This is a genomic window from Peribacillus sp. Bi96 (assembly GCF_918698115.1).
In the GTDB taxonomy this organism is placed as follows: Bacteria; Bacillota; Bacilli; order Bacillales; family DSM-1321; genus Peribacillus.
Genome location: NZ_CAKKLV010000004.1, coordinates 97,231 through 110,380 on the forward strand (window position 1 = coordinate 97,231; position 13,150 = coordinate 110,380).

The following is a 13,150-nucleotide window of genomic DNA, read 5'->3' on the forward strand; positions in this document are numbered from 1 at the left end:
CTATATAAGCAGTTCGAATCATAATAGGCTGTTGCCTTGCCACTGCCTATACGGCGTGCTAGTCAACAGCCAAATCATCATGTTCATTTACTGCGAAACTACATACTTGGCAAGCTCTTTACTTATTTGATTGCCCATTCGCTTCGATTGTTCAGTCGCTTCTTGTACACAGGCAATGAATGCTTCCTGCACTTGATGTGCTTGTAGTGCCTTCAATCCGGCTTCCGTCGTTCCGCCTGGTGAAGTTACTTCCTTCCTAAGCACGGCAGGTGTTTTAGGTGATTTTTGTAACATATCGGCTGCACCCAACAGCGTCTGGAGAATTAGTTGCTTCGCGGTTTCGGAATCGAGGCCTATTGTTTCAGCTGATTGTTCCAATGCTTCCACCAAGTAATAAATATAAGCCGGTCCGCTTCCTGATAAGCCCGTTACCGCATCGAGCTGAGTTTCTTCTACGATTGCCACTGTCCCAACCGTTTCAAAAAGGGTAATGGCCGTTTGTAATTGCGATTCGTTCGTATGACCATTAGCGGCAATGGCGGTTGCTGATTTTCCTACTGTTGCTGATGTATTAGGCATGGCACGGACGATGGAGAACTCCTTGTTGGCGATTCCTTCAAGGCTGGATGTATGAACACCGGCCACAACAGATATGAACAGCATTTCTTCGCGAATGTATTCTTTTATTGATTGCATCGTTTCTAAAATATCTTTCGGTTTCACAGCCAGTACGACAAGGTTTGCATCTTGTAATAATCGTTGAAGCGATCTTGTTGTGGTTACACCATATTGTTTCTTTAAATAATCAAACCGGTCATCATTTGATTTATTTGTTACAAAAATATTGGCTGGTTCAATTACCTGTTGAGTCACCAGCCCCGAAATGATTGCTTCTGCCATCGATCCAGCTCCGATAAATGCGATTTTTTTCATATTTCTCGCTCCCTTTTCTTTTGTTTACGGTCTTTTTTGAAAAATAAAAAGACCCCTCATCCAATAAAGGACGAAAGGTCTAGCTTCCGTGGTACCACCTTTGTTCAACCTTTCCATAACAAATAAACAGAAAAGCTGCACTTGATTCCTCTAACGCGGGAATTACGTCAGGTTTTCCTGAAGGCTCATAAGGTAGGTTCAATAATGAGGGGGCGGTGAAGCCTTTCAGCACATTCCGAGCTTCACTCTCTTTACGCCATCAATAAATTTACTTGGCCTTAATCAAAGCCATGCCGTCTTTAATTACTTGTGATTATGAAGGATAGATCAGTACTATGTCAATGATAATATATGCATGGACGTCAAAAAATAGACATGAATTATGTGAAAATAATGACAGTAATTAAAAATACATGTAAAATGGTAATTATACATTCATTTTCTTGATAAGTGCTCCAAGAATCCGGTCTTACGTATAAAAAGATTTATATAAATATAACTTCTAAGGTGGAAATGATTATGGCGAATTGGAATGGAGATATTGCAAAAATTGCTTTGCCCACGCCGTTTGCAGTGGGTGATGTAAATGTTTACGTAGTTAAAGGGGATGCTTTAACGTTAATTGACACTGGAGTCAAAACGAAACGATCAAAGGAAGCTTTGATTCAGGGGCTTGGCGATTTGGGTCTAAAACTGTCTGATATCGAACAAATCATCTTGACCCATCATCATCCTGATCATGCTGGTGCTCTTGATTTCTTTGATAAGGAAATTCCGGTTTATGGACATAAAAATAATCAACGCTGGCTGACTATCAGTGATGAATTCCTTGAAATCCATAATCGTTTTTTCCTTGATTATGCCACGAAGTTTGGAGTGGCAGAAGAGCTGAAAAGTAAACTGATCCATAACCGCGATGAAATCAGGTTCCTTAGTGAACGGAAGTTGCAGGGATACTTGGCTGAGGGGGATGAGCTTCCTGGCCTTCCAGGCTGGAAAACGATCGAGACTCCAGGGCATGCACAAAGCCATTTATCCTTCTACCGGGAAAGTGACGGTGTCATGATTGCAGGTGATCACTTACTTGCTAAGATTTCACCTAACCCATTAATGGAACCTCCGCTCCTTCCCGGCGGCTTGAGGCCTCGTCCGTTACTACAATATAACGCATCACTTCAGAAATTATTGGAATTCTCCATATCCACCGTGTACTCCGGACATGGATCCGAAGTTGCAGGTGATGCGGTTGCCGACTTGATTCAATATAGATTCGAACGGCAGCATAATCGGGCCATGCAGGTGAAAAGCATGCTTCAAGATAAGCCTTTATCGGTCTTTGAAGTGTGTCAGCAACTGTTTCCGAAAGTATACCTACAGGAAGTCGGTCTTACACTTTCGGAAACAGTCGGTCAACTGGACTATTTAGAAGATTTGGGTGAAGTCGAAACAGAAATCCAATCTGGAGTCATTCTATATTCAATCGCTTAATGTTCTTAAGGAGGCTCATTTTTTTGAATAAGTTGCAAGGGAAAGTAATTGTTATTACCGGAGCTTCCGGAGGAATTGGCAAGGAAGTTGCAATCAAAGCGGCAAAGCAGGGAGGCCGTCTCGTTCTTTTGGCTAGAAGCCTGGATAAATTACAACAGCTAAAGAATGAGCTAATCAACCAATTTGGGGTTGATGCATATGCATATAAGCTTGATGTTGCAGACACCGATCAGGTGAATAGGGTATTTAATGACATCCATACCCAAATAGGTGAAGTGGATGTATTGGTCAACAATGCTGGTTTCGGCACGTTTAAAGAAGCCCAGGATACGGAATTAGACGAAACAAAGGCCATGTTTGCTGTCAACGTGATTGGATTGATGGCCTGTACAAAATTAGTGCTTCCGTATATGAAGCAGAGAAAATCAGGTCATATCATCAATATCGCTTCACAGGCCGGTAAAATTGCCACGCCTAAATCCACTTTGTATTCGTCGACCAAGTTTGCAGTTCTTGGCTATTCAAACGCACTTCGGCTTGAGTTGATGGAAGATCATGTTTTTGTGACCACAGTCAATCCTGGGCCTATAGAAACGAATTTCTTTAACATTGCGGATGAATCAGGAACATATTTAAAGAATGTTGAAAAATTCATGCTTAAGCCTGAGGATGTCGCATCTAAAATCGTAGCGGTGATGCTGACCAATAAGAGGGAAATCAATCTCCCTGGCTGGATGGATTTCGCTGGGAAATGGTATAACATGTTTCCAAAGATCACCGAAACTTTAGGAAAAAAAGCATTTTTTAAAAAATAGGCTAGACTTTCGATAGCGCAAAAAGACGAAAGTCTAGCCTAAAAGGGGAGTGTCTAATGACATTCCCCTTTTGTGCGAAAATAAAAAGGAATTTATTTGAATAAATTGGTAACCATTTCATCGGGAAATCCGTCTATTTCTTAGGAGGGATTTTCATGAAGATGGTAGTAAACCTTTTTATATATATACTAGTTTCCTTTATTCTGGGGAGCAGTCAATCCTCTGATTGGAGCATGCATGAGGCTGTTGATAAAGGGGAAGATGGTTTCATTACCGATCTTGACGATAAAAAGATTTTGATTAAAGGGACGTACTATAAGGTGACCAACCATACAGATATTCAAGATCAGCATGGTAAAGACCTCGATTATTCTGACTTGGAGATCGGGATGAAAGTAAAGCCATGGCACCGTGGTGGGGTCATGGAATCATTTCCTGGGAAAGCGGAAGCGGTGTTGATTCTTGTTTTGACGGACGAAAAGAGCTTAGCAGAACAAAGGGTGGTCACTGCTGCCATCGAGCATGTCAGCAAAGCGGAAAGTCAGCGATTCATGGTTCTCGAAGTCGTCCATTTACCCTCTGAGCATGTGTATAATATTGAAATGATGAATCGCTCCAACTTGGATTCATCATTCATGGTGACTGTAGAAGATTTAACGGATGAAATATTATATATAAAATAAATCAATAAAACCGGACTGAATCATTTATGAATTCTGTCCGGTTATTTTATGGGGATTCGCTCACAAGAAAGAGCTCATGTCCTGGATTTTATAAAGTTTTTGCACCTAGGTATTTCGGTTTCCAATAAGAGTTATCCATATCAGTGATGGTTATTCCTTTTGAAGACGTAGAACTAATGAATTGACCATTTCCGATATAGATCCCAACATGTGATACTCCTGTTCTTCCAGAAGAAGTATCAAAGAATACAAGATCACCCTTAGATGGTGAAGATACTTTTAAACCAGTATTGGAATAGAGTAATGATGCTGTACGCGGTAAGGTAATTCCTTGTGATTTCTGGAATACATAATAGATGAAGCCTGAACAGTCAAATCCAGTTGGTGTTGTCCCGCCCCATTTGTAGGGTTTGCCGATTAAGGTTTTTGCATAGCTGATCAAGCTGGTATTATTGACCTTATAAACACCAAGCGCATTAAATGTGCCGCGGCCGGCAATTCCGTCGGCAGTTAATCCTTTAGCTTTCTGGAATTTTTTTACTGCTGATACAGAATAGGTGCCGTAATATGTAGTCAGTGAACCTGAATATGTGAAATAACCTTTGGTTTTTAAAAGTTGTTGTAGTTGTTTGACATCGCTATGTGTCATTCCGGGTCTGAGGGTTTGATCTCCGATATTTGCAAAGGCTTGCAGTGGGGTTAGCATCATGGCAGATGCAACAGCAGCTGAAGCGATCCATTTCTTCATAATTTTCATTTCCTCTCTATCTATCTCTCTATTATTCTTAACAATATTATCCTACAATACCATTATGACAATTAGACATAATTTTGGTTACAATTTCATTACAAAAAATGAGTAGTAAGACTAAAGTTAATGTGGACGAAAGTCTGTTGAAATGGGTAAAAAAATTTAATAAAACTAAGTATTTGGGCATGGTTTAAATTATTCAAGCTACGAATTTATCTATTTTAAAAAAACTATATGGATACTAAGGGATATTTTGTTATTTTATCAATTTTTAGGTTTGATTATATTTTTCGAGGAAATTACATTAAAAAGTAGAAATTTGTATGAAAACTTCCATTGAATAAGAACGTATATTCGGTTAAAGTTATGAATATAATAAAAGCGAACATATATTCTTGTTAGGGTGAAGAAATGATGGATTATGGGACGATGCCGAAACAATCAATTATGTGTATCGATATGAAAAGTTTTTATGCAAGCTGTTCAGCGGTCATGCTTGGTTTGAACCCACTTGATTGTTATTTAGCGGTGGTTGGTGATTTGAAGAGGACGGGGAGCATTGTGCTTGCGGCTTCTCCAAAGATGAAGAAGGAGTTTGGCATCAAGACAGGTTCGCGGATGTTCGAGATTCCGAATGATCCAAGAATTGTCGTCGTTGAACCCAAAATGGCGACCTATTTAAGGGTTGCGACGGAAATCACCCGTTTGTTTAACCGTTATGTGCCCAAAGAAGCGATTCACGTGTACAGTGTGGACGAAAGTTTTGTGAAAGTCGATGGTGCCGCTTCTTTATGGGGAGATGCCCGGGTGATAGCTGAAAAGATAAAAGATGAAATCGAACGGGAATTACAGCTTCCCTGTGCCATTGGAATTGGTCCGAACATGCTTATGGCAAAACTTTGTCTTGATTTGGAAGCCAAACATGTAGGGATTGCCGAATGGAAGTATGAGGATGTGCCAAGCAAATTATGGCCGATTTCCCCACTTCGTGAAATGTGGGGAATCGGCAGGCGCGTAGAAAAAACCCTTCATGGAATGGGAATATTTACGGTTGGGCAGCTTGCCAATTATGATCTTGAATTACTTGAAGCGAAGTTTGGAATTATGGGCAATCAGCTTTACCATCATGCGTGGGGAATAGATTTATCGGACATGGGGGCAGTGATCATCGAAGGACAGGTCAGCTTTGGCAAAAGTCAGATTCTGCTGCGGGATTATAAGGAGGAGCATGAGGTAAAGCAGGTTATGCTGGAAATTTGCGAAGAAGTTGGAAGAAGGGCACGCACCCACCGCAAGGCAGGAAGGACGGTCAGTTTAAGTATTGGTTACAGCAAGGATGAGTTTGGCGGAGGTTTCCATCGTTCGCGTTCGATTAGCGAACCGACCAACATTACGATGGAGTTATATAAAGTTTGCCTGGAGCTTTTTCGTGAGAACTATAAGCAAAAAACGGTTCGGAGCATAGAGGTCAGACTCTCGAATATTGTGGATGATAACGAGATGCAGCTGACTTTATTTGATGCTTCGCGCTGGAAGAAGCGGGAGTTGAGTTACACGGTTGATCGAATCCGCCATAAATATGGATCCAAATCGTTATTGCGTGCAGTTTCGTATACCGAAGCAGGCACAGCTGTTTACCGAAGCAGGCTGCTTGGCGGGCATAAGGCGTGAGGCTGAATTTGAAGGGAGGGAAAAGAATGATTCGTGATCGCGGCCGTATCAAATGGACATCGATGATGTTGCCGGAGCATGTGAAAATGCTTCGGGATTGGGTGGTGGAGGATGGCTATGAAGCGAAGCGCATCGTGGATGAGCAGCAACTGGAAGAAATGAATGTGGTGATGGGGGAAGCGATGGAGGAAAGAAAGGATGTCACGGTTGCTCATTATGAAGGAAACCGGTATCAGCTGTTAATTGGCAGGATCCATTATTATAATGAGCTCACCCAAAAGCTTCATGTCGTCGATCGTTTTCAGCAGGCTCATTATATCAGGCTTTCTGATATAGCGGATGTAAGGATAATGGAATAATGAAGCGAAGAGCTGTTCCCGGAGCCGGCCTTTCATTTTCGAAACAATTTCCGTCCTCTTTCATAATGGAAGGAAATCATCGGGGTATAAGAGAATCCGCACTTGTTAGCACAGTTAGCGGAGGAAAAGGAAGCAGGCAGTTTCGTTAACAGAAACGTTTTTATCGTTTATAATGAGGAAATGCAAAGACTTCGGGAGGCATGTAATCATGTATATTGAATGGACGGAAAGAGCGGCAGAGAAAATAGCCAGTAAGGTACAGGGGCAAAAAGGATATTTACAGTTGAAATATGATACGGATGGCTGTGGCTGCGTTGTAAGTGGCGTGACGGCGCTATGGCTGGTCAACGAACTTGAAGAAGGTACCGAAAAAGCGGAAACGAACGGACTCCCTCTGTACGTAGAAACATCAAAAATGATTTTTCTGGATGAAGTCATGAAAATAGACTTTGTGCCGGAAGCGAACAGCTTTCAGTTAAAAAGTCCGAATCAAATCTTAAATCCGAGGATGAGCTATTTTAATAAAATCTAACGCAGCAAAGAGGGAATCTTGGATACCCTCTCTTTTCCTTCTCAGACAAGTTTGAGAAACTGATCGATTTGATTTTCATATTCTTGTGGATTTTCATTATAAGATTGAGCGTGGGCCCCTTTTTTAGCAATATACAGCTGCTTTGGGCCCTCTTTTGCTGCATATAATTCCATCGTCATGGAAGCGGGGATGAAGCTGTCATTTTCACTATGGATGAAGAGCACGGGGTTTCGGATGTTTTTCATATAATTGATCGGGGACACTTCATTTGTCCAATATCCGTCACGAAGTTTGATGAACGTACGCCCAAGCGGAAACACGGTCCAAGCGGGAATTGGGATTTTCAGCTTGAGCTGGTGTTTGATCTGATCCTCGAAATTTGAAAATGGACAATCGGCAATGTAAAAATCAGCGCCATCTTCAAGCATTCCGGCATATAAAAGAAGGGTTACCGCCCCCATGGATTCCCCATGAATGCCAATGTGAAGATCGGGACCTTTACGTCTTTTCAATTCATCGATAACGGCCTTCAGGTCGAATTTTTCATAATGTCCATAACTGCTCGTCTTGCCACCAGAATCCCCATGACGGCGGTGGTCATAAATGATGGCATTGAAGCCCCGCTTAAGAAAAATATTCATGTACTTAATCGAATTGACTTTGTTCTCCGTCACACCATGAGAAATGACTACCCACTTATTGGTTTCATACGGTTCGATAAATAAACATTTCAAGGAATATCCGGATGGTGAAGGTATCCATATTTCCGTTTTAGGCAGATTATCGAAATCCTCCCTAATCAGGCGTTTAGCCAGGATTTCACGATTTTGGATAAAATCATCTTCCTTCTTTTTCATGTACATGATCCGATTGGAAAAATAAATGCCGACGCCGATGATATAGGTTAGAATTCCAGCTATTACGAGCCACCATTTTTTCATGAATGCTCCTCCTTGGTTGATTTTCTTTATTTTACCATGAGGGAAATGGGAAAACACTGTTTTGAAAACCTAACGAGAAAAACGGCAATCGTGATATAATGATTTCATTATACTGGCTAGGAGGTTTTAAGGATGAAAAAGAAACAGCCGCGCAATCAAAATCAAAGTAAAAACCAAGATAAAGATTCATCATCATTGAAACTTGGTGATATGCTCAATCAAGATATCATGTCCCAGCTTCGTCAAAAACAAAAAGAATTGAATGAGGCTGAAGTGGAGAAAAAGGCAGCGGAAGAAGAAAAAAAACGTGCAGAAAGAAAACAGCGTGAGAAAAACAAATCATTCGAAGAGCTATTGGGTGAAAGCAATCTGAACTGGAAGAACTATAAATAAAATAAAGAAAAAAAGGAGCGGCATAAGAAAGAGGGCTGTCTCCCTTTTTGGACTTGATTCATCGATAAAAAGAACCATTCTTTAGAAAAACAGACTATTCCTTTATTTTATAAAGTATAACGATTATATTAGAGGTAAGTTCGATATGCATTCATATCGGATGGACTACTACTAGCTGGTGATTTGATGCAAAGTAAAATAGAAAATGTACTGGAAGACCAATTATGTTTCCTGCTTTATGCAAGTTCAAGGGAAATGACGAAAAAATATAAACCGCTGCTTGATAAACTCGAAGTGACATATCCACAGTACCTCGTTCTCCTTCTACTATGGGAGCAGGATACACTTACAGTCAAAAAACTAGGGGAATTACTTGCCCTGGACTCAGGGACGCTTACCCCCATGTTAAAACGAATGGAACAGAATGGTCTGATTGTCCGTGAACGTTCCACTCAAGATGAACGGTCTGTCATGATTCAGCTGACGGAAAAAGGAATGGGTTTACATGAAGAGGCTTGTTTCATTCCCGATCGCATTTCAGCTATGTCGGGTGAGGATAAGAAGGTGGTCGAGGATTTGAAAGCCTCGCTGCTCCAACTATTGAAAACATTACAGAAATTTTAGCGAAAAGAAAAAAACGCTTGGGATAGCTCAAGCGTTTAGTTTGTAGACAAAAAGGTTTCGGATTGGTCTCATTCCGAAACCTTTTTGATTTTTTATTGGTTTAAAGCAGTTATAGAGAATAGCGACCTCTCCAAGGTCATTATTTAGGCGATTTATTGGGTCAGATCAACTCCATTATTATCGAGTTTGTCCACAGTCTGAATCGCTTGGGGAGCCCAAGTGTTTTTTAAAATTATTAATCTACATCGACTTCAATAGTGACGTCCACATTGCCGTTGATGGCTTTTGAATAAGGGCACATTTGATGCGCTTTATGAACAAGTGTTTCAAATGTCACTTTATCGATTCCAGATCCCTTCACAGCTAAAGTGACAGCTAAGCTGTACTGGTGCATTTCCCCCATCAATAAACTGACACTGGCGGTGACTTTGGAATCAAATGAAAGGCGTTCAATTTTACCGACTGATTGCAAAGCACTATCAAAACATGCAGCATATCCAGCAGCGAAAAGCTGTTCCGGATTGGATGCTTCAGGCATCTGTTTGGCCCTTGGTGTTCCAGGCATCGCTATATCAACCGTAAAGTTACCATCAGCAGAGATTGCTGTTCCTTCTCTTCCGCCATCAACCGTTACAGACGTTGTAAATAAAGTTTTTGTCATCATTATTTCTCCCTTGTCTTTGTATTTTAATTGTGCACAATTGAATTGTACAACATCATTTTTAGAATAGCAATGAAAAAGAATAGTTGAAAAACAATTCGAATGGCATACTCTCGGTAACATGGAGGCTAAGCTCTCCGTCACTTTTCCATCTCTGCTGGTTTGCAAATATTTTAGAAAAAGGAGGTAAAACTGTTGGGGGAAGCAAAGCGATAAGTGATAGAAAACAGAAAGAGGGTACAGAAGAGCAGTATGGCGAAGAAAAAGCGAGGGAAACGGAAATAGGCTGCCTATCCCGCTGGTTAAACGGAGATAAGGCAGCCTACCGATGTCCATGATATTTAGTTTGATTGAATCATTTTAATCCCGATGACTTTCATATTTGTTCGCTTTGGTCAACTGCTCCAAGATAGCAAGTTCCGTTTTAGACAGTGAAGAGCTGTTTGCGGCCTTGCAGTTTTCACGCAGCTGCTGTATTGAGCTTGCACCGGGTACAACGGTAGCGACGCTTTGATGTGATAATACATATTGAAGCGCCGTTTCATTCAACTTCCTATCAGAAAGTTTGTCCTTTAATTGCGGAAGCAAATCTTTAAGTTCGTGATAGCTATAGTCAAGGTACCCATCGGCATTTGCCTTTTCAAGCATTCTCTCGCTAAGCAGCCCTTTAGCAAGGGGACCGCGTGCGATGATGCTGATCTGTTTGTTGGCCAAAAGGGACATCCACTCTTCCGGACGGCGGTCTAGTAAGTTATATTGCATCATAACGGAATCGGGTTCAGACTTTTCAGTGAATTCCTCGATTACATTCGGACGAATCGAGGAAATTCCATAATACCGGATATAGCCTTCTTTTTTTAGTTCTTCAAATGCTTCTACCGTTTCTCCGATATTGTCTGAAATGGTGCCGCCATGTAACTGATAAAGATCAATATAATCAGTCCCCAGTCGTTTTAAGCTATCCTTTACTGCCGTTTTAATGTAAGTGCCAGAAGGATCCCAGCTCCAGGCATCCTTATTGTCGTTCCAGCGGTTTCCAACCTTGGTGGCTATGTATACCTTATCGCGGACAGATTTTAAATTCTTTCCGACGATTTCTTCATTCACACCGAAATCATATAAGTCAGCAGTATCAAAATAATTGATTCCTTCATCTAAAGCGGCCTGTATGATTTCAGATGCCTGATTTTCAACAGTTCCCAATGACATGCATCCGAGCCCGATTTCAGAAACTAGCAATTCGGAACTGCCTAGTCTGCGTTTTTTCATGTTATCCACTCCTTTAACATTCATTGTAAAGGAGAAAACCATTTCACTCAAAGAATTCACTTTATCCGTTTTAAAGGAGCGGGTGGTGCCTGTGGGTGTATGTCGGCAATCCAATCATTGATATAGACATATTGATTTTGCAATTGTTTTAGTTTTTGAATGATTTCCCAACTCTTTCCGGATAAAGTAACGCTTTTTTCCAATACATAAACTTTCATTAAATCGCCCTCCATCTCTATTATGGTAAAATGTATGAGGAATCATGCGGCAATTAGAACAGAGGAGTGGTCAAGATGAAAAAATTTGAAGAGAAAACGCTATCTTCGGAAAAAATCTTTACAGGAAAGGTAATCAGCCTGCAAGTGGATGATGTAGAGCTTCCTGATGGGAAAACGGGAAAACGTGAAATAGTCAAACATCCGGGGGCGGTTGCCATCATAGCGCTTACGGCAGAAAATAAAATCATCTTGGTGGAACAGTATCGAAAAGCGCTGGAGAGAAGCTTGGTGGAAATCCCTGCAGGAAAGCTGGAAAAAGGCGAAGAACCGGTTCTGTCGGCTAAAAGGGAACTGGAAGAAGAGACAGGTTATGAATGCGAAAAGATGGAGCACATCATATCCTTTTATACTTCCCCAGGGTTTGCAGATGAATTGGTCCATCTCTATGTGGCCCACAATTTGAAAAAGAAAGAAAATGCGGCACCACTTGATGAAGATGAATTTGTCGAGATGATTGAACTCACGCTGGAGGAAGCTCAAAAATATATGGCTGACGGGAAAATCCAGGATGCCAAAACGGCATATGCTGTTCAGTATCTGCTTTTGAAAGAGGCAATGACTTCATAAATGAAAGAGTTTTACGCAGACCTTCATATCCATATAGGCAGAACGAGAAGCGGAAGGTCCGTAAAAATAACCGGTGCTAAAACATTAACCTTCAGTAAAGTGCTGCAAGTTGCAAGTGAAAGGAAGGGTCTTGATTTAATCGGGATCATCGATTGCCATTCTCCTGAAGTCATTGAAGAAATCGAAGAGGGGATTCTGGAAGGGGAGGTTACGGAAAAGATTGAAGGCGGCCTTCTGTACAGGAATACAACAATCATCCCAGGCTCGGAGATTGAGATTTATGATCAGAATTGTAATGGACCAATCCATGTCCTCGCCTATTTTCCAACTTTAAAAGCAATGAAGGAATTCTCTACATGGATGGGCGGCCATGTTAAAAATATCACCTTAAGCTCCCAAAGGATTTATTGTGATGGGAGAACGTTACAAAAAATCGTCAAGTCACTGGGAGGCCTATTTATCCCGGCCCATGTTTTCACACCATTTAAAAGCTTATATGGAAAAGGGGTGCGATCCAGTCTGACCGAAGTACTCGATCCGAAACTGATTGATGCCATCGAGCTTGGTTTAAGTTCAGATACAGAGATGGTCAAGGATATCGAAGAGTTGGAATCCTATGTATTCGTGACAAATTCCGATGCGCATTCGCTTGGGAAAATTGCTCGTGAATATCAAAAAATCCGACTTGAAGAACCAAGCTTCAATGAACTGGAAAAAGCCCTTAGAGAAAAAGAAAATCGTAAGGTGACCGCCAATTATGGATTGAACCCATTATTGGGAAAATATCATCAAACCGTATGTTCAGCTTGTTTACACCAGGTATTGAGGGATAGTGAACCATGTTCTGAATGTGGGAATAAATCCATTATAAAAGGGGTATCGTTACGGATTGAAGAACTTTCCAATATGAATGGAAGCCATCGAAGGGAAAGACCGCCTTATATCCATCAAGTACCACTCGACTTCATCCCTGGATTGGGACCTAAATCCATGGAAAAACTACTGGAGGCATTTGGGACCGAGATGAATATCCTTCATGAAGTTACGCTTGAGCAGCTCAAGGAAATCGTTCCTGAAAAATTGGCCTCCTACATCGATTCTGCAAGAAAAGGGACCCTTTCTTTTGAAGTAGGGGGCGGAGGCAAATACGGAAAGGTCAAAAGGGAAAGTTGAATATAATCGAAC

17 protein-coding genes are annotated in these 13,150 nt (G+C 41.2%); 11 read left to right on the plus strand and 6 right to left on the minus strand.

Translation table 11 applies throughout. The features are described from left to right. Nucleotides 1-87: 87 nt before the first annotated feature. A complete protein-coding gene (proC, locus tag LQ203_RS07055) occupies nt 88-933 on the minus strand; it encodes a pyrroline-5-carboxylate reductase (RefSeq protein WP_230156849.1) in 846 nt (281 codons plus the stop codon). A gap of 519 nt (nt 934-1,452) precedes the next feature. Between proC and LQ203_RS07060 the strand changes: the two genes are divergently transcribed. The 3 genes from LQ203_RS07060 (at nt 1,453) to LQ203_RS07070 (ending at nt 3,919) form a co-directional block, all read left to right on the plus strand. Further along, on the plus strand, nt 1,453-2,421 hold the full coding sequence (locus LQ203_RS07060) for an MBL fold metallo-hydrolase (RefSeq protein ID WP_230156850.1): 969 nt from the start codon (nt 1,453-1,455) through the stop codon (nt 2,419-2,421). 23 nt (nt 2,422-2,444) lie between these two features. Further along, the gene (locus tag LQ203_RS07065) at nt 2,445-3,236 is read left to right on the plus strand and encodes an SDR family oxidoreductase (RefSeq protein ID WP_230156851.1); all 792 of its coding nucleotides are present in this window, start codon (nt 2,445-2,447) and stop codon (nt 3,234-3,236) included. A gap of 155 nt (nt 3,237-3,391) precedes the next feature. Beyond that, nucleotides 3,392-3,919 carry a YobA family protein gene (locus LQ203_RS07070; RefSeq protein WP_230156853.1) on the plus strand — a complete coding sequence of 176 codons (528 nt, stop codon included), beginning with the start codon at nt 3,392-3,394 and terminating at the stop codon, nt 3,917-3,919. An 88-nt stretch (nt 3,920-4,007) separates the two neighbouring features. Here the strand turns inward: LQ203_RS07070 and LQ203_RS07075 are convergent, their stop codons facing one another. Next, the gene (locus tag LQ203_RS07075) at nt 4,008-4,667 is read right to left on the minus strand and encodes an NlpC/P60 family protein (protein ID WP_230156855.1); all 660 of its coding nucleotides are present in this window, start codon (nt 4,665-4,667) and stop codon (nt 4,008-4,010) included. Nucleotides 4,668-5,081: 414 nt separating this feature from the next. On the opposite strand from LQ203_RS07075, the gene LQ203_RS07080 reads away from it, so the two are divergent. The 3 genes from LQ203_RS07080 to LQ203_RS07090 all read left to right on the plus strand — a co-directional run bounded on the left by LQ203_RS07080 (nt 5,082) and on the right by LQ203_RS07090 (nt 7,232). Further along, complete coding sequence (locus LQ203_RS07080; RefSeq protein ID WP_230156857.1) at nt 5,082-6,341, plus strand: UV damage repair protein UvrX; 1,260 nt, start codon at nt 5,082-5,084, stop codon at nt 6,339-6,341. A gap of 26 nt (nt 6,342-6,367) precedes the next feature. Next, nucleotides 6,368-6,700, plus strand: coding sequence for a YolD-like family protein (locus LQ203_RS07085; protein ID WP_230156859.1), 333 nt, complete (start codon nt 6,368-6,370; stop codon nt 6,698-6,700). Between the two features lie 208 nt (nt 6,701-6,908). After that, entirely contained in the window at nt 6,909-7,232 is a 324-nt protein-coding gene (locus LQ203_RS07090) for an iron-sulfur cluster biosynthesis family protein (RefSeq protein WP_230156861.1), read from the plus strand. 41 nt (nt 7,233-7,273) lie between these two features. Here the strand turns inward: LQ203_RS07090 and LQ203_RS07095 are convergent, their stop codons facing one another. Further along, complete coding sequence (locus tag LQ203_RS07095; RefSeq protein WP_230156863.1) at nt 7,274-8,173, minus strand: alpha/beta hydrolase; 900 nt, start codon at nt 8,171-8,173, stop codon at nt 7,274-7,276. A 132-nt stretch (nt 8,174-8,305) separates the two neighbouring features. Here LQ203_RS07095 and LQ203_RS07100 point away from each other — a divergent pair, with 132 nt between their 5' ends. Together LQ203_RS07100 and LQ203_RS07105 are read left to right on the plus strand one after the other, a co-directional pair. Continuing rightward, complete coding sequence (locus tag LQ203_RS07100; RefSeq protein ID WP_230156865.1) at nt 8,306-8,566, plus strand: YqkE family protein; 261 nt, start codon at nt 8,306-8,308, stop codon at nt 8,564-8,566. A gap of 186 nt (nt 8,567-8,752) precedes the next feature. Next, the gene (locus tag LQ203_RS07105; RefSeq protein WP_230156867.1) at nt 8,753-9,190 is read left to right on the plus strand and encodes a MarR family transcriptional regulator; all 438 of its coding nucleotides are present in this window, start codon (nt 8,753-8,755) and stop codon (nt 9,188-9,190) included. Between the two features lie 235 nt (nt 9,191-9,425). Here the strand turns inward: LQ203_RS07105 and LQ203_RS07110 are convergent, their stop codons facing one another. Further along, nucleotides 9,426-9,851 (minus strand): organic hydroperoxide resistance protein, encoded by a 426-nt coding sequence (locus LQ203_RS07110; protein WP_230156870.1) that lies wholly within the window; start codon nt 9,849-9,851, stop codon nt 9,426-9,428. A gap of 86 nt (nt 9,852-9,937) precedes the next feature. Here LQ203_RS07110 and LQ203_RS07115 point away from each other — a divergent pair, with 86 nt between their 5' ends. Continuing rightward, nucleotides 9,938-10,189 carry a hypothetical protein gene (locus LQ203_RS07115; RefSeq protein WP_230156871.1) on the plus strand — a complete coding sequence of 84 codons (252 nt, stop codon included), beginning with the start codon at nt 9,938-9,940 and terminating at the stop codon, nt 10,187-10,189. A gap of 22 nt (nt 10,190-10,211) precedes the next feature. Here LQ203_RS07115 and LQ203_RS07120 read toward each other — a convergent pair whose 3' ends face one another. After that, nucleotides 10,212-11,120: an aldo/keto reductase gene (locus tag LQ203_RS07120; RefSeq protein ID WP_230156872.1), complete on the minus strand. Its 909-nt coding sequence runs from the start codon at nt 11,118-11,120 to the stop codon at nt 10,212-10,214. 56 nt (nt 11,121-11,176) lie between these two features. Continuing rightward, the gene (mciZ, locus tag LQ203_RS07125) at nt 11,177-11,338 is read right to left on the minus strand and encodes a Z-ring formation inhibitor MciZ (RefSeq protein ID WP_230156873.1); all 162 of its coding nucleotides are present in this window, start codon (nt 11,336-11,338) and stop codon (nt 11,177-11,179) included. Nucleotides 11,339-11,413: 75 nt separating this feature from the next. Here mciZ and LQ203_RS07130 point away from each other — a divergent pair, with 75 nt between their 5' ends. Together LQ203_RS07130 and LQ203_RS07135 are read left to right on the plus strand one after the other, a co-directional pair. Beyond that, entirely contained in the window at nt 11,414-11,965 is a 552-nt protein-coding gene (locus LQ203_RS07130; protein WP_230156874.1) for an NUDIX hydrolase, read from the plus strand. Next, nucleotides 11,966-13,138 carry an endonuclease Q family protein gene (locus LQ203_RS07135; RefSeq protein ID WP_230156875.1) on the plus strand — a complete coding sequence of 391 codons (1,173 nt, stop codon included), beginning with the start codon at nt 11,966-11,968 and terminating at the stop codon, nt 13,136-13,138. Nucleotides 13,139-13,150 lie beyond the last annotated feature (12 nt).